Annotated in this window: 22 protein-coding genes; 2 read left to right on the forward strand and 20 right to left on the reverse strand. The window is 50.5% G+C overall.

From position 1 onward, the window contains the following. Positions 1–55 precede the first annotated feature (55 nt). The 10 genes from CLFS41_RS02140 to CLFS41_RS02185 form a co-directional block, all read right to left on the reverse strand. Positions 56–1,390, reverse strand: a complete 1,335-nt coding sequence (locus CLFS41_RS02140; protein ID WP_052665583.1) for a DUF6688 family protein — start codon at positions 1,388–1,390, stop codon at positions 56–58. Between the two features lie 174 nt (positions 1,391–1,564). Next, a complete protein-coding gene (locus tag CLFS41_RS02145) occupies positions 1,565–2,365 on the reverse strand; it encodes a MerR family transcriptional regulator (RefSeq protein WP_045091319.1) in 801 nt (266 codons plus the stop codon). Positions 2,366–2,581: 216 nt separating this feature from the next. After that, positions 2,582–3,673, reverse strand: a complete 1,092-nt coding sequence (trpS, locus tag CLFS41_RS02150; protein WP_045091349.1) for a tryptophan--tRNA ligase — start codon at positions 3,671–3,673, stop codon at positions 2,582–2,584. A 116-nt stretch (positions 3,674–3,789) separates the two neighbouring features. Then, positions 3,790–4,827 (reverse strand): RluA family pseudouridine synthase, encoded by a 1,038-nt coding sequence (locus CLFS41_RS02155; protein WP_045091320.1) that lies wholly within the window; start codon positions 4,825–4,827, stop codon positions 3,790–3,792. Positions 4,828–4,841: 14 nt separating this feature from the next. Then, positions 4,842–5,627 (reverse strand): SDR family NAD(P)-dependent oxidoreductase, encoded by a 786-nt coding sequence (locus CLFS41_RS02160; protein ID WP_007864372.1) that lies wholly within the window; start codon positions 5,625–5,627, stop codon positions 4,842–4,844. Positions 5,628–5,631: 4 nt separating this feature from the next. Beyond that, on the reverse strand, positions 5,632–7,551 hold the full coding sequence (locus CLFS41_RS02165) for a YgiQ family radical SAM protein (RefSeq protein ID WP_045091321.1): 1,920 nt from the start codon (positions 7,549–7,551) through the stop codon (positions 5,632–5,634). Next, positions 7,548–8,210 (reverse strand): HAD family phosphatase, encoded by a 663-nt coding sequence (locus CLFS41_RS02170; RefSeq protein WP_007864365.1) that lies wholly within the window; start codon positions 8,208–8,210, stop codon positions 7,548–7,550. The genes CLFS41_RS02165 and CLFS41_RS02170 overlap by 4 nt, the downstream gene beginning before the upstream one ends. A 20-nt stretch (positions 8,211–8,230) precedes the next feature. Continuing rightward, the gene (locus tag CLFS41_RS02175) at positions 8,231–8,992 is read right to left on the reverse strand and encodes a pseudouridine synthase (RefSeq protein WP_045091322.1); all 762 of its coding nucleotides are present in this window, start codon (positions 8,990–8,992) and stop codon (positions 8,231–8,233) included. A 47-nt stretch (positions 8,993–9,039) separates the two neighbouring features. Next, a complete protein-coding gene (locus CLFS41_RS02180; RefSeq protein ID WP_045091350.1) occupies positions 9,040–10,425 on the reverse strand; it encodes an RsmB/NOP family class I SAM-dependent RNA methyltransferase in 1,386 nt (461 codons plus the stop codon). A 262-nt stretch (positions 10,426–10,687) separates the two neighbouring features. Next, the gene (locus CLFS41_RS02185) at positions 10,688–11,509 is read right to left on the reverse strand and encodes a M23 family metallopeptidase (protein WP_045091323.1); all 822 of its coding nucleotides are present in this window, start codon (positions 11,507–11,509) and stop codon (positions 10,688–10,690) included. A gap of 51 nt (positions 11,510–11,560) precedes the next feature. On the opposite strand from CLFS41_RS02185, the gene CLFS41_RS02190 reads away from it, so the two are divergent. Then, on the forward strand, positions 11,561–12,496 hold the full coding sequence (locus tag CLFS41_RS02190; RefSeq protein WP_045091324.1) for a nucleoside recognition protein: 936 nt from the start codon (positions 11,561–11,563) through the stop codon (positions 12,494–12,496). 5 nt (positions 12,497–12,501) lie between these two features. Here CLFS41_RS02190 and CLFS41_RS02195 read toward each other — a convergent pair whose 3' ends face one another. From CLFS41_RS02195 to CLFS41_RS02225, 8 genes are all read right to left on the reverse strand, one after another. Next, on the reverse strand, positions 12,502–13,128 hold the full coding sequence (locus CLFS41_RS02195) for a vacuolar family H+-ATPase subunit H (protein ID WP_347467365.1): 627 nt from the start codon (positions 13,126–13,128) through the stop codon (positions 12,502–12,504). Positions 13,129–13,173: 45 nt separating this feature from the next. Next, positions 13,174–13,665, reverse strand: a complete 492-nt coding sequence (gene coaD, locus CLFS41_RS02200; RefSeq protein ID WP_007864346.1) for a pantetheine-phosphate adenylyltransferase — start codon at positions 13,663–13,665, stop codon at positions 13,174–13,176. After that, the gene (rsmD, locus tag CLFS41_RS02205; protein ID WP_007864344.1) at positions 13,666–14,223 is read right to left on the reverse strand and encodes a 16S rRNA (guanine(966)-N(2))-methyltransferase RsmD; all 558 of its coding nucleotides are present in this window, start codon (positions 14,221–14,223) and stop codon (positions 13,666–13,668) included. Between the two features lie 114 nt (positions 14,224–14,337). After that, entirely contained in the window at positions 14,338–15,015 is a 678-nt protein-coding gene (locus CLFS41_RS02210) for a TIGR00266 family protein (RefSeq protein WP_007864342.1), read from the reverse strand. Between the two features lie 56 nt (positions 15,016–15,071). Next, entirely contained in the window at positions 15,072–16,067 is a 996-nt protein-coding gene (locus CLFS41_RS02215) for a reverse transcriptase family protein (RefSeq protein WP_007864340.1), read from the reverse strand. Between the two features lie 366 nt (positions 16,068–16,433). Then, positions 16,434–16,868 carry an SDR family NAD(P)-dependent oxidoreductase gene (locus CLFS41_RS30950; RefSeq protein ID WP_278279990.1) on the reverse strand — a complete coding sequence of 145 codons (435 nt, stop codon included), beginning with the start codon at positions 16,866–16,868 and terminating at the stop codon, positions 16,434–16,436. Continuing rightward, positions 16,837–17,238, reverse strand: a complete 402-nt coding sequence (locus CLFS41_RS30955) for an SDR family NAD(P)-dependent oxidoreductase (RefSeq protein ID WP_278279991.1) — start codon at positions 17,236–17,238, stop codon at positions 16,837–16,839. Before CLFS41_RS30955 ends, CLFS41_RS30950 begins: the two co-directional genes overlap by 32 nt. A 118-nt stretch (positions 17,239–17,356) precedes the next feature. Further along, a complete protein-coding gene (locus CLFS41_RS02225) occupies positions 17,357–17,950 on the reverse strand; it encodes a TetR/AcrR family transcriptional regulator (RefSeq protein WP_045091351.1) in 594 nt (197 codons plus the stop codon). Positions 17,951–18,306: 356 nt separating this feature from the next. Here CLFS41_RS02225 and CLFS41_RS02230 point away from each other — a divergent pair, with 356 nt between their 5' ends. After that, positions 18,307–18,513, forward strand: a complete 207-nt coding sequence (locus CLFS41_RS02230; RefSeq protein ID WP_347467368.1) for an alpha/beta-type small acid-soluble spore protein — start codon at positions 18,307–18,309, stop codon at positions 18,511–18,513. A 204-nt stretch (positions 18,514–18,717) separates the two neighbouring features. Here CLFS41_RS02230 and CLFS41_RS02235 read toward each other — a convergent pair whose 3' ends face one another. Beyond that, on the reverse strand, positions 18,718–19,233 hold the full coding sequence (locus CLFS41_RS02235; protein WP_007864330.1) for a nitroreductase family protein: 516 nt from the start codon (positions 19,231–19,233) through the stop codon (positions 18,718–18,720). 35 nt (positions 19,234–19,268) lie between these two features. Then, positions 19,269–21,326, reverse strand: coding sequence for an ATP-dependent DNA helicase RecG (recG, locus tag CLFS41_RS02240; protein ID WP_007864329.1), 2,058 nt, complete (start codon positions 21,324–21,326; stop codon positions 19,269–19,271). Positions 21,327–21,333: the final 7 nt, after the last annotated feature.

The following is a 21,333-nucleotide window of genomic DNA, read 5'->3' on the forward strand; positions in this document are numbered from 1 at the left end:
TCATGGGCCTCTTCCATTGACACAGCCGACACACTGCCTGCCCCTGTAATACGAGTCACCCCGCATCCGGCCAATCCTGCCCAATAGGAGTGATATACTGCATGGCGATCCTGTTTTCCGGATGGACGTCACACAAATAGATGACGGCCAGGAACAGCCACTCCAGCGGCTTCATAAGTATATAAACACAGTCAGCTCCAAAGGATGTCCTGATATGGCGGGCCAGGGGAAATCCGTATCTGTCATAGACATGCCGGACCGCGCCGTGGAACCCGGGCGCACGTTCCATTATGATCTGCTCAAAGGCATTTGCAATACAGAGCTGTCTGTTGACAATAACACGATGGCCATGACGGACGCCCATGCGGACGGGATGGACCACCTTTGGATGGCCTCCTGCCGCCACCGTGCACAGATAGTGTTCGTCATACATCACATTGGGAGGGGAGACCTTCTGGGACAGATTCCACTGGCTGGTCTGTGTCCACGCCTGAATGACGCTGTCCGGCTTTTGTCCGAATAAAGTGAGGAGCATGATCAGGATCCCCAGCAGGGGCAGCATAAAAAGCAGGGCCAGCCATGGCCAGTTTCCGGAATTCTGCAGCACGGCCTCAAAGCGTCCCGCGACTTCCGGACTTCCTGCCGTTCCATTATTCGGCTTTCCTGCCATCTCTTCCCCTTTTCCCTTCTCTCCTCTCCCCTCCGTACGGCCCGGATTCAGTTCCTGCCACTGCAGCAGCAAACGCCGGATCACTTTTACGGCAATGAGGACACAGTTTACAGGAAACAGGTACAGGTAGATCCCTCCCCTGCCCGCCACGCAGGTCTGTATGGTCCACATCACACACATCAGGCATCCGATGTACATGGCTGACATGGAAAGTACGGTCACAAGGGGAGGCAGTTCCTTTAACGGGATCATGCGAAGGATCATATATCCAAGGATCCCCACTCCGGACAGCACTGCTATGGTTGGAAATGTCCAGGTGGCAATGGGTGTATGGAACTGGCCATTGTACAGCACCTCAGGCCAGTCCGCAAATACGATCTCCGTAACTTCCGAGATATACAGCCAGCTTAGCAGAAAACCGGCCAATATGGTGGCAATTTCCGTCAATGCACTGATGGACCGCTGAAAGGGACTCAGAGTCTTTTTGACCATAAAATATAGATTGCACACGGTTAACAGCAGGGGGTAGACTAAGGAAACCAGCAGGATCAGAACCATAAACAACGCCATATATCCTTCCGTCAGCCGGTTGGGCCCAAACGGCCCTCTTATAAACAGTAATGGGCATCCCAGTACCATCATGATGAGAAGCACCACCACAGGAGCCAGGACAATGCTTAACAGGGTATGCATTTTCACAAAAACCAATAAACGTTTCATACCAAAATCCTCCTCATATGGCTTCAGTATATTGTGACCCAGGTTTCAAGTCAATGGAAGATCTGGCAAATTAAGGATATATTCAGAAAATTGAAAATATTGCACACAAACGATCTGCTATAAACCAGGAGCCGGCTTCCGTTTGGAAGCCGGCTCCTCTGGATATACTTATGATCACTTCTTAACAGGAAAGAATATCTCCGTCTCCCACTCCTCAGGCGGCAGGTTATGGAAATGATTTTTGACATAGATCTCGTAGGGCATTCCATCCGGCCGGTATCCGTTGGCGTTGATCCATGATACAATGGCGCCGTAAGCATCGGGAAGCCCTGAATATGCTCCTTTGTGAACGGTGGCGGCACAGAAACGCTTTGGCATGATGCAGTCCGCCTTATCCCTTTCCGTGATACCCACGGCAAGCTCTATATCGCTGTAGGCCGGATCAAACTCCTGGTCATGGTAGATTGCCATTGTTATGCCGTTGGCGGTGAGATGTTCCCTGGCGATCTTTTCATACAGTTTCCCGTAATAGTTTCCGAATTCCTCCACCGACATATTCTGCCTGCTGGTTACCAGCACCTGTTCCTCTGTTTCTTTGACCTGGATTTCATAGTTATTCTGATAGCTCATAATGTCACCTGTCCTTTCAAACTCTTCCAGATGGATTCCCATTTCCCTGACCGTAACGGAAAGATAGTTCATCTGCTGCTCCAGCCGGAATTTCTGTTTCCTCAGCTGCCCCAAAAGACTCCCGGCATCCTTTGTGTCCAGCAAGCCCTGAATGTCGGTAAGGGAAAATCCGTACCGCTTCAGCCGTCCGATCAAAAGCATGGTACTGATCTGACTGTCCTCATAATACCGGTATCCATTGGCCTCATCTGTTTTCCTTGGCCTTAAAAGACCGATCTTTTCATAATGGCGCAGCGTTTTTACACTTACCCCGCATATCTTTGACATCTGTCCTATGGTCAGCATTTCCCTGTTCCTCCATCTGTTTTTATTCATCTGATCCGGATCTGAACCAAGTATAATCCCATCCCTAAGGGCAGGGTCAAGAGGTTTTTTTAATCCATAAACGTCAGCTTCAGAATGCACCCTTGTCAAAGCAGAACACCGCAATATTATACCACATAACAGAAAAAGGACTTCCGCTTTCCGCGAAAATCCTAATGATTTCTGTTGTTTTTACGCTTATTCCTCGGACTGGAATCTGAGAGCCTGCTCTGCGATCAGGTCCTTATCCTCAAAATAGTTGATCTTCATGGCCCTCTTCATCTCCGCCAGTGTCCCGGCTGCCTTTGCCTGGGCTTTCCTGCTCCCCTCTTCCAGGATACGGTATACGGCAGGAATATCCTTTGCAAACTCCTTACGGCGTTCACGGATGGGGCGCAGCTCGTCCTGAAGCACGTTGTTTAAAAACTTCTTGACCTTTACATCCCCAAGACCGCCTCTCATATAATGGGCCTTCAGCTCATCCAGGTTCTTGTAATCCGGAAGATACTCTGCGAAATGCTCATCGCGGCAGAACGCATCCAGGTAAACAAACACAGGATTTCCTTCCACCTGGCCCGGATCCTCCACGCGCAGATGGTTGGGGTCGGTGAACATGGACATGATCTTCTTCTTCACATCCGCCTCGGAATCAGCCAGGTAAATGCAGTTGCCCAGGGATTTGCTCATCTTGGCCTTGCCGTCAGTGCCCGGAAGGCGCAGACATGCCTTGTTGTCAGGAAGCAGGATATCCGGCTCCACCAGATTACCTCCGTAAACAGTATTAAACTTGTGCACGATCTCCCTGGTCTGCTCAATCATTGGAGCCTGGTCCTCGCCCACCGGAACCGTAGTTGCCTTGAAGGCAGTGATGTCGGCTGCCTGGCTGATGGGATAGGTGAAAAATCCCACCGGGATGCTGGCCTCAAAATTACGCATCTGGATCTCAGACTTAACCGTGGGATTGCGCTGAAGGCGGGATACGGTCACCAGATCCATGTAATAGAAGGTCATCTCACACAATTCCGGTATCTGGGACTGGATAAACAGCACGGACTTGGACGGGTCCAGTCCGCATGCCAGATAATCCAGGGCCACTTCTATGATGTTCTGACGCACCTTTTCAGGGTTGTCCGCATTATCTGTCAAAGCCTGCGCATCGGCTATCATAATATAAATCTCATCAAACTCTCCCGAGTTCTGAAGCTCCACCCTGCGCTTCAGTGAACCCACATAATGTCCTACGTGAAGCCGTCCTGTGGGGCGGTCGCCTGTAAGTATAATTTTTCCCATTCCAAAAATCCTCTCATTCCATTCTTTTTGGTACGCACACATTTTGTCGCTTGTATTATCATAACCCGAACAGGAGCTCCTGTCAAGAATCACCAAATGATCCTTTTTCTGCCTTTTTAAAGCTTCCCTGTTGGTGTGACGGCAATCCCTTCCCCCTTTAAAACCCTGGCAAACTGACCGGGAAGAGGTGCGATGAATTCCCTTCCCCCAAGATAGTCAAGTGGCGCCGGAAGTTCCTTTGGAAGTTCCAGCCTCCAGGAGTGAAGCAGCTGGGACCGGACTTTGTATTTCTTTTTCATGTCATCATTTACCTGTCTGCTTCCATACTTGTAGTCACCTGCAATAGGATGTCCCATTGATGACAGATGGGCGCGTATCTGATGGCTGCGCCCGGTGATCAATGTCACCCTCAACAGGGTAAACCTGTCGTTTCCGGCCAGGGGAAGATACTCCGTCATGATCGGCACACTGTCCTCCACCTCCAGAGGGTAGATGGATACGGTATTGGTCTCCTCATTCTTTTTCAGGAACCCGGTGATCAGCTGCTTGCCCTCCACCTTTCCGGACACAAGGCACTGGTAATATTTGTGTATGCTCCTGTCCTTAAACACCTCATTCATGATCTGAAGCCCTGCCAGGGATTTTCCCGCCACCACCAGGCCGCTGGTATTGCGGTCCAGGCGGTTGCAGATGGAAGGCTTAAAGGTCCGCAGCTGGCTTATGGGCAGACCCCCTGAATCGATCAGGTAATTCAGGATATATTCATTCAGGGACATATCCCCTTCCTTTGCCTTTTGGGAAAGCATACCCGAAGGCTTGTTCACCACCAGGATATGGCTGTCTTCATAGACAATATCCAGGTTCCCGGAACTGTTTTTTTTAGTATCCGGTAAGGCTCGGCCCGGGGTTCCAAACAAAGGACCGGACAGGGCCGAGCCCTGAAACTTGCTTATGGTCTCATCCGAGAGGAACAGCTGTATCTCATCCCCCTCTGCCAGATGTTCGGAGCCGTCACATTTCTTTCCGTTTAAAGTAATGTTCTTTTTGCGCATCATTTTATAGAGAAAACCTTTTCCGGCCTGATCCAGGTATTTGGCAAGAAGCTTATCCATGCGCTGTCCGGCTTCATTGGGTGTCACTGTCAGTGTCTGCATATGTGATGTCTCCTTTATCTTTTGCAGTCCTTTACTTTGGAATTGATCACATCCATCAGCATCAGGATAAACCGGTGGGGAAAGACCTTGCAAAGCAGATCAAATGCCTTCATGGTCAATCCATATACGGAAATGTCCCTCCCCGCCACGCTGTCCCGGATCGCCTTGGCCACCACCCGTCTGGGATTAGCCATGACCAGGCGCTTGTACAGAGGTATCTCGCCTGTCGTCTCAGCGATATCAAAGAATTCGGTCTTTACCGGGCCGGGGCATACTGCCGTCACATAGATATTCCTGGATTTCAGTTCCTGGTGCAGGGCCCTGCTGTAGCTGAGCACAAAGGATTTGGTCGCCGCATAAATGGCAAAACCGGGCTGTGGAAGAAAAGCTGCCGAGGACGCAAACTGGATGATCCTGCTGTTGCAGGTCATATAGGGCAGGACCATCCGCGTCACCGCGCACAGGGCCTCACAATTCAGGCGCACCATATCACGTTCGTCTGTGAGGCTCAATTCATCCACCGCGCCGATCTTTCCAAACCCGGCGGCATTTACCAGGAATTTCACCTGGGGCATTTTCTCCTCAAGGGTGCGTTCCAGTATGCCCAGGTCCCTGTCCTTTGTAAGGTCCAGGGCAAATTTGCGCAAAGGCGCTCCCACCTGACGGTCCAATTCCTCCAGGCGCTCCATTCTCCTGGCAATGATCCAGATCTCATCAAACCCGTTGAAATGCTCCCATAGCTGAATAATCATTTCCCTGCCCATTCCGGAGGATGCCCCGGTTATTACAGCAATTTTCATTTTATCAGGATCCTTTCTTTTTATGAACGTTACGAATGGCTTTCTTTGGCCGTTTCACGCCCTGACGGCTCCCCTGACCGGCAGAGGCTTTAACAGGTTGTCCGTTTCTGTCCCTTAGGGGCTGTGCGTTCCTTGGCCTTATTAGGCATTTTTTGTCAAACCCGATCAGGTCTGTCCTTCCCGCGCTGCGCAGTGCTTCCGCCACCAGGTCGTAATTCTTGGGATTGCGGTACTGGATCAGTGCGCGCTGCATGGCCTTTTCATGGGGATTCACCGGCACATATACCGGCTCCATGGTCCTGCAGTCGTAGCCCGTATAATACATGCAGGTGGAAATGGTGGAGGGCGTGGGATAAAAATCCTGCACCTGTTCCGGCATGTAACCCAAATCCCTGAGATACTCTGCCAGCTGCACCGCCTCCTTCATGGAAGAACCGGGATGGGATGACATGAGATAGGGAACCAGATACTGCTCCTTGCCCAGCCTTCCGTTCATCTCCTTGTATTCCCGTGCAAACTGCCGGTACACATCATTCTTTGGCTTTCCCATCATCTTAAGCACCCTGTCTGCCACATGTTCAGGCGCCACTTTTAACTGGCCGCTGACATGGAACTCACAGAGTTCCCGGAGGAACTTCCTGCTGGGATCAGCCAGCACATAGTCAAACCGGATGCCGGAGCGGATAAACACCTTTTTCACCTTTGGCAGGGCCCGCAGCTTCCTGAGAAGGGAAATATAATCCGTGTGGTCCGCTTTCAGGTTTTTACAGGGCTCCGGGAACAGGCACTGCCGGTTGGGGCATGCGCCTGCCGTCATCTGCTTGTCACAGGCCGGAAAACGGAAATCCGCAGTGGGGCCGCCCACATCATGGATATACCCTTTAAAATCAGGCTCCTCTATGAGAAGCTTTGCCTCATCCAGAAGGGATTCATGGCTTCTGGCCTGGATGATCCTTCCCTGGTGAAAGGTCAGGGCGCAGAAGCTGCAGGCGCCAAAGCAGCCCCTGTTGCTGATCAGGCTGAATTTGATCTCCCGTATAGCGGGCACGCCTCCCAGCTCCTCATAGGATGGATGATAATTCCTCATATAGGGAAGATTATAGACATCATCCATCTCTTCCCGGCTCAACGGCTTGGCCGGCGGATTCTGGACCACATACACCTTTCCCTCATATGGTTCCACCAGACGTTTTCCGGAAAATGGGTCCGTATTGCTGTACTGCACATAAAAGCTTTTGGCATATTCCTTTTTATCCAATAACAGCTGGGTGTAATCCGGCAGCAGTTTATAGTCGTACACTGACTCCAGGCTCTTTGTCTTATAGACCGTGCCGTCAATAAAGGTGATATCTTTTACATCGATCCCGCTGTCCAGGGCATCTGCGATCTCCACAATGGAGCGCTCCCCCATTCCGTAGGAAATGATGTCCGCCTTGGAATCCAGAAGCACGGAGCGTTTCAGTTTGCCCGACCAGTAATCATAATGGGCCAGGCGGCGCAGGCTGGCTTCAATCCCTCCAATGATGATCGGCGCATCCTTGTACACGGACCGGATCAGGTTACAGTAAACCACCACCGCATAGTCCGGCCTCTTTCCCATAATGCCGCCCGGGGTATAGGAATCCTCTTTCCTGCGCTTCTTGGACACGGAATAATGGTTCACCATGGAATCCATGTTCCCTGCCGATACCAGGAATCCCAGTCTGGGACGTCCCAGTATCTCAATGCTCTTTTTATCCTTCCAGTCCGGCTGGGCAATGATCCCCACCTTATATCCATGGGCTTCTAGCATCCTGGATATGATAGCTGTGCCAAAGGACGGGTGATCCACGTAGGCGTCACCTGATACATACACAAAATCACATTGCTTCCATCCCCGGATGCTCATGTCATGCCGGTTCATAGGTAAATAATCATTTTTCATCCTGCCGCTCCATCCAATAATTCGTAATAATCCTTAATATAGTAATCCGCCAGCTGCCGTTTTTCTTCCCTCATATCCTGGGAAAATGCATCTTCCACTGCAAACACGGTCATTCCCGCGTTCTTGCCCGCCTGGATTCCCGCAGGCACATCCTCAAATACCACACAGTCTGAGGGCTTCACATGGAGCCGGTCCGCCACACTCAGATAGATATCCGGGGCCGGTTTGCCTGCCGCCACCTCGCAGGCCGTGGTCACCACCTTAAAATACCTGCGTATATCCAATGAATCCAAGACCGCGTCCACCATGGCCCTGCCATTGCTGGTGGCAATGCCGGCCACGATCCCATTCATGCTTATATAATCTAAGAATGCCCTTGCCCCCGGTTTTAAAGGCACCTCATTCTTGTATTTTTCAATGGACATCTGTACCCACGCTTCCTTGATCTGTTCCAGGGAGTCCTCCAGACTGAAGCGCTTTTTAAAATAAGCCGCTGTCTCGGAAAAGCTCATGCCCTCAATCTCCTTCTGCAGATCCTCCGGGCACTCCAGATCGAATCTTGCAAGATACTCCACATCAATGGCTTTCCACATCCACATGGAATCCACCAGTGTGCCGTCCAGATCAAATATCACTGCTTTTTTCTGGTTTAACTTCATTTTTTCCATTTCCTCTTTAACTAATCAGACTTTTTCTGGTTCCTGCAATCCTTAAGGCTCCGTATCTCTTCCTCGCTCAGCGGCCGGTACTCCCCCGGCTCCAGATCCGGATCCAGGCGCAAGGGCCCCATGGATAGGCGTTTCAAATAAACCACCTGACATCCCAGAGCTTCAAACATCCGCTTTACCTGATGGAATTTTCCCTCCCGGATTGTGAGAAGGACCTCCTGGCCCTTGTCTTCCCCCGCGTATTCAAACTTCGCGGGCAAGGTCCTGGTCCCATCTTCCAACAAAATCCCCTCCTCCAGGCGTTTAGCCGCGTCCTTTGGAAGGGTTCCCGATAAGCGGGCCATATAGACCTTGTCCACATGCTTTTTGGGGGAGAGCAGATTATGGGCCATCTCTCCGTCATTGGTGATCAGGAGAAGCCCCTCCGTATCCACATCCAATCGTCCCACTGGAAAAAGATCCTGCCTCAAAGCATCCCCGATCAGCCCAACCACTGTCTCGTAATGGTTGTCCGTCCTGGCGGACACCACCCCCTGGGGTTTATTTAACATATAATATTCCATTTTTGCATATCCCACCAATGCTCCGTCCACTGTCACCTGATCCGCGTCCGGGCATATCTTTAAGTCCGTGGCCTTTGCCACCTGTCCGTTTACCTGGATACGCCCCCTTTTTGCCATGTCCTTGATCTGGCTGCGGGTACCATGGCCCATCTCTCCCAGAAACTTGTCCAGGCGCATCACACCGGATTTCTGTCTGTTTTTATCTGCCATCTATTTCACCATTCCTCCTGCTTCCGCCTTGCAGCGCTCCAAAATCCTTACTGCCAGCGCCAGCCGGGATAATATTTATTCTTCAGGCTCATACCCGTGCCTTTGGCCCAGCCCATGGGATGATCCCCCATGGAGACAAGGCACCATCCCTTTAGCGGCCCTTCCTCCCGGGTCAGGGTAAGGGTCTCCCCTTTCAGATAGCGCAGTACCCTGTCATCTTCCGGTTCCAGGCGGATTGTGGTTTTAAACTGGCCCGCTCTGAGAGCCATGGCCAGGGCCTGTGAAGGCTCAAATCTCCCTTTTTTCACTTCCCCCAGCAGCAGGCCGGTGCGCAAAAACCTAAGAGGCAGGTTCCACTCCAGCCCTTTGGGAAGGTAGTAAACACTGTCCTGATGTATCCTGATCCGGCTGTGGTCAAAGGTTACGGAAATGGATTCCAGAAAATCCATCAGTTCCTCCTGATGCTTTAACATGCCGGGGATTTCCCTTGTCCGGCGGGGTGAAGCCGTTTCCCCGTCCTTCTTTCGCAGCAATGCCAGAAAATGTCCCTCTCCCTTTACGCGGTGGGGAAACAGCCTCATACACCCATCCAGCCCTATTCCATTGACAGCTCCCGGAACCCGGGACAGATCCAGGGCGCACAGTTCCATCTGCGGATATTGGTCCAGGATATACTCAATGTTCTCCTCATCCTCGGTTCTGGAAAAAGTGCAGGTGGAGTAGAGAAGCATTCCTCCAGGCTTTAACATATCCACCGCCTGACAGGCGATCTGACGCTGCAGCGGTGCATAGTAGGATGGGCCATGGACGGTCCAGTCCTTTACCATGTCTTCCTCCCTGCGGAACATTCCCTCCCCGGAGCAGGGGGCATCCACCAGAATCTTATCAAAAAATCCCCTCCATACCAGGGCCAGTTTTTCCGGGCTCTCGCTGGTCACACAAATATTAGGGATTCCGGCCAGTTCCAGGTTCTTAAGAAGAGCCCTGGCCCTGGAATAACTGATATCATTGGACACCAGAAGTCCCTGGCCCATAAGCCTGGCCCCCAGCTCCGTGCTTTTACCGCCCGGCGCCGCACACAGATCCAGCACCCTGTCTCCCGGCTCCACAGGAAGCATGGCTGCCGGGGTCATGGCACTTGGCTCCTGGAGATAATAAAGCCCGCAGTAATAGGCCGGATGCTTGGAAGGCCTGACGCTTTCCTTTGTCCCATCCTCCTGGCCATAGTAAAACCCTTTGCCTGTCCAGGGCACGGGTTCCATTGTCCAGGGCACCATGGCCTTCAGTTCCTCCGGGCCGATCTTCAGGGTATTGGCCCTAAGTCCGGGTTTCCAGTTCTCCTCAAAGCTTTTCACGTAATCATTGTATTCATCTCCCAAGAGTTCCTTCATTTCTGCCAGGAACCTCTCCGGGAGATTGCTTATATCTGTCATCTTCTCTTCCTCATCCATTGCTTCTTCCGTCTTTGTGTGACATTGTACCACAGTTCCCCTGTTTGCGCCACCGTATCCCTGCGGAACCTGCCCAATGAGCCTAGAGTGTGTTTGAAAATTGCTTTCTGACATCTGCGCGTCACAGTTTGTGGGGGATTCGGGCCAAATGAAGGCGGCGTAGTGGGCTACGCTAACTGAATTTGGCCCAAATAACCCGCGATATGGGGCGTGCAGATGGCGGGAATGAATTTTCAAACACGCTCTAGTATGTAAAAATCAGTCTGCGCTTTTCCAGGTATTTTAAGATCCAAAATGGATTCACACTCATTTCTTCATTGTGGTCCGTCTTTATATAGATCCCCAGATGCAGATGGACGTCAAAATTCCCGGTGGTCCCTTCCGTCTTTCCGTATCCCGTGTCTCCCATATAACCTAACAGTTCACCTGCTTTGACCTGGTCCCCCTCCTGAAAATCCCTTGCGTAATCATAGAGATGGGCGTAGTACAGATACGCCCCTCCCGGACATCTTATTCCAATGCGCCATCCGCCCATTTCCAGCCATCCGATCCGCTCCACCACCCCATCGCTCATACTCACCACCGGATAATATCCTCTTGGCATCTTGGAACCCATGATATCACAACCCTCGTGATGTCTCTGGTTCCGGCTCTCCCCATCTGTCCCGTAGCTGCGCCCCTGCATCCAGCCATCCTCAAAAACCACGTCCGGCGTCTGTTCATTTAAAGCTTTGGGAATCGGAAAATACTTCAGATCCCCCAATACGGTTTCATATGCATGTTTCATTTTCCTGTAATCCGCTGGCCTTGCGGCCAGAAGGAGACGGTTACTGCAGGATGTGTCCTCCACCCTGGTCAGGTCATAGTCGTGTTCGATCATGAGCGTGGTAAGGGTATCGTAATCAATGGTTTTCTGACCAGCCATTACATTTCCCAGCTTCATGGACCTGAAATCATCGCTTTCCCAGGTATAGGGCCCCAACTGGTAGTAATCCGGATTCATAATCAGATAATTGGTAATGGAACACTGGAACACGGCCAGGATCAAAATAAGAATCAAAGGCATAGCCCGCCACCCTTTACAATATATTGTATAAATCATTGTATTCAGGTGCTTATGAAAAAATCCATAAAGGGCATACTGTCCGTTCTGTGCCTGCTCATGCTGCTGTTTAATCCCGGACTTGCACTGGAAGGTGCCAGGCAGGGTATCATGCTTTGGGGAAACGTGGTCCTTCCCACTCTGCTGCCTTTTATGATATGCTCCGGCGTCATTGTTGCCATGGATGCCATCCATATACTGACAGGCCCGTTCAGGCCCATCCTGTCCGGCATACTGAAGCTGTCCGGGCAGGGGAGCTATGTGCTCATGAGCGGCCTCTTATGCGGCTATCCCATGGGGGCCAAGACCACCAGCGACTTCCTGGACAGCGGCCGTATCACACCGGAGGAAGGAAAATATCTTCTGGCCATCAGCAATCATCCCAGCCCCATGTTTGTGCTGGGATATGTGATCGCACAGATCCGGGTGATTCCGGGTATCTCTCAGGGCTGTCCCCTTTGGGCAGTGGCAGCGGCCCTGTATCTGCCGGTCATCCCCATATCCATATTAGCCAGAAACTGCTATCATTACAAGAGGAAAGATTACCCTGTATCGGATAAGAAGGATTCCGGGGAGTATCCCTTTTCCTTTGACGAACACATGATGGGCTGCTTTGAGACCATGACAAAGATAGGCGGTTATATCATGCTTTTCTCCATCCTTGCCCTTTACCTGACCGTATTTCCCTTTCAGACACCGCCGCTGGTCCGGCCCGCCCTTTTGGGAGCCGTGGAGATCACCACCGGCATACAGGCCATTGCCCAGTCCGTCCCCGGCATGACCGGCGCTCTGCTCATCATCGGCTCCGCCGCCTTTGGAGGCTGCTCCGGTATTTTCCAGACAAAGAGCGTATTAAAAAATGCCGGACTTTCCATCCGGCACTATATGCTGTGGAAACTGATGCACAGCGGATTATCCTGTATTCTGTTCTATGTACTGGTCATGCGCTGATCCGGCTACATCTGGTTCTGTTCCTGCTCCGGCTGCTGGATCTCCTGTTCTTCCTGACGGACGATCCCGCCTGAAAGTTCATTGCGGTTGGAGGATACGATATCATAACTGGACTGCATGGACGCCATGAACGCATCAAAACGCCCCTTTGCACCCTCCATACTGTGGTTGATGATGGTCTGAAGACTGCGCAGCATGTCGTCCGTGTATTGGATGGAGCTCTGACGGATGCCGTTGGCGTCATTCACCGCCGCATCCACAATGGCCTGAGCCTGGTAATTGGCCTGCTGCACCACTTCATCCGCATGGGCATATGCCCGCTGCATGATCTCGTGCTCATTGATCATCTCCGATGTCTGTTCGCTGGCCTGGGCCACCATGGAATCCGCCTGCTTCTTGGCATCCTCCAGCATGGCGTCCGCCTGGGCCTGGGCTTCGCCCAAAATGGTATCCTGCTGGCTGATGATCTTCTGGTACTTTTTGATCTCATCCGGGATCCTAAGACGCAGTTCTACCAGCAGTTCCTCCAGCTCTTCCTTATTCACAATGATCTTGCTGTTGGATAATGCCTGGAATTTACAACTGTCAATATATTCTTCAATCTCGCTGATCAACTGCTCAATTCTACTCATCATATTACTCTTCTCCTTATCCTGATAAAGGCAATATCCGCCCGGCTATGCCCGGCGTCTTTCCTCCAGCTTCTCCCTTACCCTGTCAGCAATGACCGGATGGAGGAATTCACTGATCTCTCCGTCATATTCTGCAATCTCTTTTACAATACTGGAACTCAAATAGGAATACTTTAAGTTCGTGGTCAAAAATATAGTATCAATCTCAGGCGCTATCACCCGGTTGGTCTGTGCCATCTGAAGTTCATATTCAAAATCCGTAATGGCGCGCAGTCCCCTTACCACAATGCCTGCGCCGCTCTGGCGTACAAAATCAATCAATAATCCTTCAAAAGACTGTATCTCCACATTCGGCAGGGACGCAGTCACTTCCTTTAACATATTAACACGTTCCGTGTCAGAAAACAACGGGGATTTTGCCTTATTGTTCAATACCCCGATGATCAACTTGTCAAACATTTTTGCCGTGCGTTCAATGATATCATAATGTCCCAATGTGACCGGGTCAAAGCTGCCCGGATATACCGCTGTCTTCATCTACTCTCCCCTGCCTGCAAACACATGCTTGTTGGTTTTGTACTCTTTGCTTTTTATCATATGGTAGCCATAATCCTTAAGCCAGTCAAACTCCGTTTCCCTGGATGCTTCTATTATAAAAACCGTATCCTCCGTAACCATGGCGGAATGGGCCAGGTATTCCAGCACCAGACGTTCATGTCCATGGCCGTAGGGCGGATCCATAAACACCATGTCAAATTTGTAATTTCGCCCTTCCAGCTTCTTAAGGCCTGCCAGCACGTCACAATTCATGACCAATGCCCTGTCTTCCAGCTTGGTTCTCTCAAGGTTCTCCCTGATACACTCTATGGCCTTTGGATTATTCTCAATCATCACCGCCATGGCTGCTCCACGGCTTAAAGCCTCTATCCCTATGGCGCCGCTGCCGGAAAAGAGGTCCAGGAACTTACAGTCCCCTATCTGGGGCTGCAGCATGTTGAACAATGTTTCTTTCGTTCTATCAGTGGTAGGTCTTGTATCCATTCCCTCCACTGTTTTTAAAAGCAGCCTTCTGGCGCTGCCTGCGATCACTCTCATTCATAACTCCCATTAACTGCTGCTTTCCAGTCACAGCAAATTTCATACCAAACAAGTATAATATGAAAATCAGAGATACACAAGGGGTTTTAGGCATTTTTTAACATTTTTTCCTTAATTAGAGCTGGGAAGTCCCTTGGCGATCCTGCCGGTAAATTCAGCAATATTCATGGTCTGCATGTAAATCTTTCCCGGGCCTGTAAGCTTGGTAAGGAACAGTCCCTCTCCCCCGAACAGGATATTCTTGACTCCCTTGATGGTCTCTATCTCGTAGGATACCGTTGGTTCAAAAGCAAACACATTACCTGTGTCCACCTTGATCACCTCGCCCGGCGCCAGTGTCCGCTCGATCACATCCCCGTCCACTTCCAAAAACGCCATGCCGCTGCCCTTAAGCTGCTGAAGGATAAAACCCTCCCCGCCAAAAAATCCGGCTGAAAGCTTTTTGGTAAGCACCGTGCTCACCTCCACTGTGGGCTGTGCGCAGAGAAATGCCCCCTTCTGGCAGATCAGGCTGGTTTTTCCCATGTCAACAGGCAGTATTTTTCCCGGCACCGTGGATGCAAATGCAATGAAGCAGTCCGGCCTGCTGGCTGTGTAGGTTGCCATAAACAGGGATTCCCCTGTAAACATCCTTCCAATTCCTTTCATCAGTCCGCCTTTTATGTTGGAATCCAATGCCAGTCCATCGCTCATCCATGCCATGCCTCCGGATTGTGTATACATTGCTTCCCCTGTCTGCAGCCTTACCTCCACTGCAGGCAATGTCTCTCCCAAAATCCTGTAGTCCATCTCTCATCCTCCTTTGTGATCGTATTTCAGTATAGCACAAGTGATTGAGGATTTCTTTACATATATCTTAATAATCGTTTCACTCTGTCATCGGCTTCCCTGAACCATCTGTCCTGGGGATTGACGGACAGTACAAAACGGATCTTGCCTGACAGGGACATCAGATATCTGGTCTCCCCGTCCTTTCCCATGTCCAGGTATGTTCTTTCATTCCTGCGCTTTAAATGTTCCTGTACCCCATATTTCAGGCAATAATGGACGTCCCGCCTGAGTTCCCTGCGGTAGGAGGAGGGAACCTGGAGCTTTTCATTGACCACGATCCCGGTCACTGTCTGCCGCTCCTGCCTGGTAAGGACCTTTGTCTTGGACCGGTTCAATTCAAACCCCATGGCGCCCAAAAAACCGTTTGCCTTGTTCATAACCTCGGATACATCAAAATCCCCTGAAAATGTCATGTCATCACAGTAACGGCTGTATATGACTTCCCGCTGCCCGCACCAGGCAGCCATGTATCTGTCAAAGGGTCTCATCACAAGGTTTGAGACAGCCGCCGAAGCCGGCGAACCCTGGGGAAGCCGGTCGTTATAACAGCAAAGGGAAGTCAAAAGAACCCCCACGGGCTCGGGGAAATACTGTCTTCCAAATGCCCTTTGCCCCACCATGGGAAATGTAATACTTCCAAAAAAGTCTTTGATATCCAGCTTTAACACCACCTCATGACCCAAATGGACCATTGCATTCCCTCGAATGGAGGCGCCCTTGTGGTAAGCGGTTGCACAGCAGGGGATCTCATAGCCTTCCAGGATATGGTGAAGGATATTCCTTTGAATGGTTTTCAACAAAGGGTCCGGCGCCATGACCCGCCGCACCCCGCCTCCCTTTTTGGGAATCTTAAGACAGGTGTAATGCTGTTCTGTGTGATTGCTGACAGCGTACAGACAGGAGATGATCCGTTCATCGGTCCACTCCTCCCCCTCCAGCAGAGAAAAAGACAGGATCATTTCCCGGCAGTGCCTGGGGGTACAGTGTTTCCATAAATCTGTATCATACATATTGAAACCTCGTATCATCCGCGGCAATTATATTGATCGCCGGTATCATCTGTGGCAGTTCATTTTATGCAGCATAAAACAGCAGGGATCATACGAAAAAGGATACCGTAAGATGCGCAGATGTACAAGCCCCAGGCGTGTGCACATGAAATGTGCGGTTGTACCTCGGAGCAGATTGCGGTCTTGTGGCCCTGCTATGACATGTCCATGACAGCGACTCGCTGCCCGGCCGGTCCCGCTGTGGTACCGGAAACACTATGATCCACTGCTGCTTTATGATTGTTTATTCTACCACACATGTTTCCCGGTTGCAAGATAACACGCCCAAACTCCGTGCCAGGCCCCACACACCGCCTACTATTGTTCCTATTGCAGACTCTTTCCTCCCTTTTGCAGGCTCCTGGCCGCAAATCCGCCTGCCATCCGGTAGTATGTTTTTTTAGGAAGTAAGTCCGCCAATGCCTTTATGAATTTCCCCGTCCTGTCAGGTATACAGACGACTTTTCCTTTTGCAAAGCTTTCCATGGCTTCCCTCACCACGTCTTCCGGCCTGCGAAAAGCAAACATCCCCTTTCTGCTCTTATCCACCTTCATACCCGCGCTCTCATGGAAATCCGAGTCAATAAAACCCGGACACACTGCCTGGACATGGATACCATATCCAGCCAGTTCCATGTGAAGCCCTTCAGTCAATGTGACGATAAAGCGTTTTGTGGCCGCATAGACCACATTTTTAGGCACCACTGCAAATGCCCCGTCCGATGAAACATTAATGATCCTCCCCCTCCCTTCTCTTTTCATCCCCCCCCAGGACATGATGGGTGATCCTGGCAACCGCAGTGGTCTGCAAATAGATCAGCCGTTTAATATCCGCCGCATCCGTGTCGGCAAATTCCGTGCACAGGCCAAATCCCGCATTATTCACCAGTACATCAATCGCCTTTCCCTCCAATTGATTTAACAGCTCACTGACCCCTGTCTCCTCTGCCAGATCCGCCAGTATGACGATCACCTTGCATCCATATGTATTTCTTATTTCATCTGCTCTCCTTTCAATGACCTCCTTCCTTCTTCCCGTGATTATTAAGTGATACCCTTCCCCTGCAAACCATTTTGCATAGGCCAGCCCCAGGCCGCTGGTCGCTCCTGTGATCAGTGCATATTGTTCCATAATAGTACCTCCTTGTATGGATCGTTAATGAATGAACTTTGTTCATTCATTATTTGAAAGAAATCCCGCCTTGGCGGGGTCTGTGACAATAAAAACTATGACTCCACAAGACTCTCTCTTATGGGTTCAGGACTTTTGCATATATTCGCCTAATACAAGCCACTTTTTCCCGAGATGAAAACCCATCGTTTTCAATAACCGGTGCTGCACCGAACAGCAGATAGGACGCGGTCAGGGATAGATTCTCCACTTTCACCATTCCTTTGTCCCTCATTCTCCCAAGCCTGCTTTCCAGATATGGGCATATGGCCTCGCACAGCCGGATGGACAGCAGCATCTGAAGGTGGCGGTTTTCCTTTTTATGAAAAAAATGATGATACCGTTCCCTGCCGTCCATGCCAAGGAATAACTGCTCCAAGCTGTCCAGGAACTGCTCCAGGGATTCTTCCGTTTTGCCTTGGTCCTCTTCCAGCGCACGGATCATGGGCAGAGTGATCTCTTTTACATACTGCTCGACCACCGTGTCATATAAAACGTGTTTGGACTCAAAATACCGGTAGCACAATCCCGGCACCACATTCATAGCCGCCGCAATATCTCTCATGGTAGCTGCCTCATACCCTTTTTCCATAAAAACCTTCATGGCCGTATCCAATATCTCCTGCCTTCTCACCTCCGGTTCCTTCGATACCCTGGCTGTTTTTCTCTCCATTGTAAACTCCCTCTCTTCTATATAGATAGCTGTGGATTTCCGCCTGTCATTTCTCCCTAAGGATAACACTTTGTCCACCGCTTGCAATGAACATTGTTCACTCGTTTTGTACTCTGCATTCCTTTCCACGCACATTTACCGCGCTGCTTTCCGAACCTGTCTTATATTTACATGAGCCTTCAACCATAATAAGAAGGACTTCATATTTAATTTTAATTGACTCCCATTTTTTAACAAATTACGAAAAACCTTCTAGTGTATTATTTCTGAATCATCACATAATAGGATTGTAGCACAAAACAAGCCATGAACAACTCAAACAAAGTCATGGCAAATAAATTACAAGGAGGCGTTTTATTATGTCTAACAATTCTAACAGAACAAACGTACCAGAAGCAAAGGAAGCAATGGACAAATTCAAGATGGAGGTTGCTAACGAAATCGGCGTACCGTTAACCAACGGATACAACGGCAACCTGACTTCTGCACAGAATGGTTCCGTAGGCGGCTATATGGTTAAGAAGATGATCGAGTCTTACGAGCGTCAGCTGGCAGGTAAATAAATCCTCCGATACTGAAGGGTTTGTGAAATAAGTTCTCTTCATTGCTGACAACAGCAGAAGATCCCCAGGCTATGTTTTCACATGGTCTGGGGATTTTCATTGATACGAGCACGTAAGCGGCCGCAGTCCGGCCGCTTACGTGCGAATCATGCCAGGCTTGGCGAGGTCTTTTCGGACCTTGTACTTTGTATTTTCTAAAATCTTTTATTCTACGATCACAACCCTGCCAATCCGCTCTTTCTCCGCCTTCTCATCATCCGCATATCCAAGAGCTGCCATTCCATAAACCACATGGCCCTGGGGAATGCCAAGGGATGAAAGCACCTGGCGTACAGCGGGGTCATCACAGATTCCCTGCAGCTGGTTGATCCATACAGAACCGATTCCCATGGAATGGGCTGCCAGGAAAATATTTTCCATCGCACACGCATTATCTTCCCTTCCAAACGGGCTCTCCCTGTCATTGGACGGAATCACAAGAACTTCCGGCTGGTACATATCATAACCTTCCCGGTTAAGGACTGTCCTGATCACTGAAGCCAGTTCCTGGATCTTTTCCCTGTTTTTGACCACCGTGAACTGCCAGGTCTGCTTTCCCATGCCGCTGGGCGCATGCAGGGCTGCCTGGATCACCTGCTGCAGGTCTTCATCCGGAATGGGTTTGTTTAAGAATTTCCTTGTGCTTCTCCTGGTAAGTATGGTATTCATTGTCTCATTCATTTTGTAACTCTCCTTTCACAGCGTTTGCATATATATTAAAGGTTCAGTTTTTCATAATTGGCGCCCAGGTAATCCTCTATTTTCCGTTTCAATTCCCTGTGCTCATCCAGTTCCAGGAGCGGATCTGCATCCAGCAGGTCATTCACTTCCTCCGAAACCCTTTTCAGTATATTGGCATCTGTAAAAATATCCGCCAGCTTAAATTCCATATCACCGCTCTGCCTCATGCCGAATATATCGCCCGGTCCACGAAGCTTTAAATCTTCCGATGCGATATAAAACCCATCATTGGATCGGTTCAATATATCCAGACGCTCCCCGGTGCTTTCATCATGGGAGCAGTTCACCATGATACAGTAGGACTGTGCCTTGCCGCGCCCCACCCGGCCTCTCAGCTGATGAAGCTGGGCAAGACCAAAGCGTTCCGCATTTTCAATCATCATAACCGTTGCATTGGGAACATTTACCCCCACCTCAATGACGGTGGTGGAGACCAGCACATGGATCTCTCCTGCCGCAAACCGTTCCATGACCGCATTTTTTTCCTTTGCCTTCATCTTGCCGTGAAGATGCTCCACCACAATGGAAGGAGGCAGTTCTTTTCTCAGAGTCTTCGCATAGTCCAGCACATTCTCCGCCTCGATCATCTCGCTGGCCTCCACCATGGGACAGATCACATAAGCCTGATGGCCCTCCTCCACCTGTTTCTGGATAAAGGAATATGCCTTGGGGCGGTATCCTGCGTCCACCACACAGTTTTTAATGGATTGGCGGCCGGCCGGAAGTTCATCAATCACAGATATGTCCAGATCACCGTAGATGATAATAGCCAGGGTTCTGGGGATCGGTGTGGCGCTCATAACCAGCACATGGGGTTCATTTCCTTTGCCGCTTAGCATTTCCCGCTGTCCCACTCCAAACCTGTGCTGCTCATCCGTGATCACAAGGGCCAGATTGTCATAGATCACCTTTTCCTGTATCAGCGCATGGGTTCCGATGATAATATCCGCCTCATGGTTTGCTATCTTTTCATAGGCCAGACGTTTTTCCTTTGCTGTCATGGATCCTGTTACCAACACGGGAACCTTAGAAATGCCCTGTTCCTCAAACAGCGCGGTCATGGATTCCAGATGCTGCCTGGCCAGCACTTCCGTGGGTACCATAAGGGCGCCCTGGTATCCATTATATGCAGCCTGCAAAAGGGCCAGAATGGCGATAATGGTCTTACCGGAACCAACATCCCCCTGAATCAGGCGGTTCATGACAAGGCCGCTCTCCATATCCCTATACACTTCCTCCAGGGCGCGCTCCTGAGCGCCGGTCAGAGCGTAGGGAAGTTTGGCCTTCAGGCCACTTACCTCCCTTGCCCGCTCCATGGTATAGGCGGAACGCTTGTCCTCCCTGTGTTCCTTCAGTCTTCTGACTCCCACCAGGAACATAAAGAATTCATCAAACACCAGGCGCTTCCTGGCAAATAAAAGTTCTGTCTGGTCCGCAGGAAAATGGATATGCTCCAGGGCATAATTAATTTCCGCAAGCTCATATTTTCTTCTGAGCCCGGCAGGCATATACTCCCGCTCCATCTTCCTTACTTCAAGGGCCTGCTGCTCGGCCCTGACAATGGTTTTATTGCTCAGTCCCCTGGTCTGCCCGTATACCGGCTGCATGGAGTGGACCACTGCCTCATATGCCTCAGGCGAAAACACCTCGGGCTGTTCCATGACCAGGCGTCCCCGCTTCTTTACCACCCTGCCCCGGAATACATATGTTTCCCCGGACTTCAGGTTAGCCCGCATATAGGGCATATTAAACCAGGTCACCTGCAGGGAGCCGGTCAGGTCCCTGAGCTGCACCGACACGATCTGCATATGGTTCAGGCGCAGCAGGTCCGCGCTTTTGACCAATACCGATTCCACCGCCATTACGGTCTGTTCCTTCAGCTGGCCAATGGGGACCGGCGCTTCATAGGCGTCATAAGCCCTTGGGTAGTAGGTAAGCAGATCATCAATGGTGAAAATGCCCAGCTTTTCAAATAATTTTCCTGTCTTTTCGCCAATCCCCTTTAATGAGTGGATCGGCTGTGAGTTTAACATTTAATCC

The organism is Clostridium sp. FS41, assembly GCF_000954015.1.
GTDB classification, from domain to species: domain Bacteria; phylum Bacillota; class Clostridia; order Lachnospirales; family Lachnospiraceae; genus Enterocloster; species Enterocloster citroniae.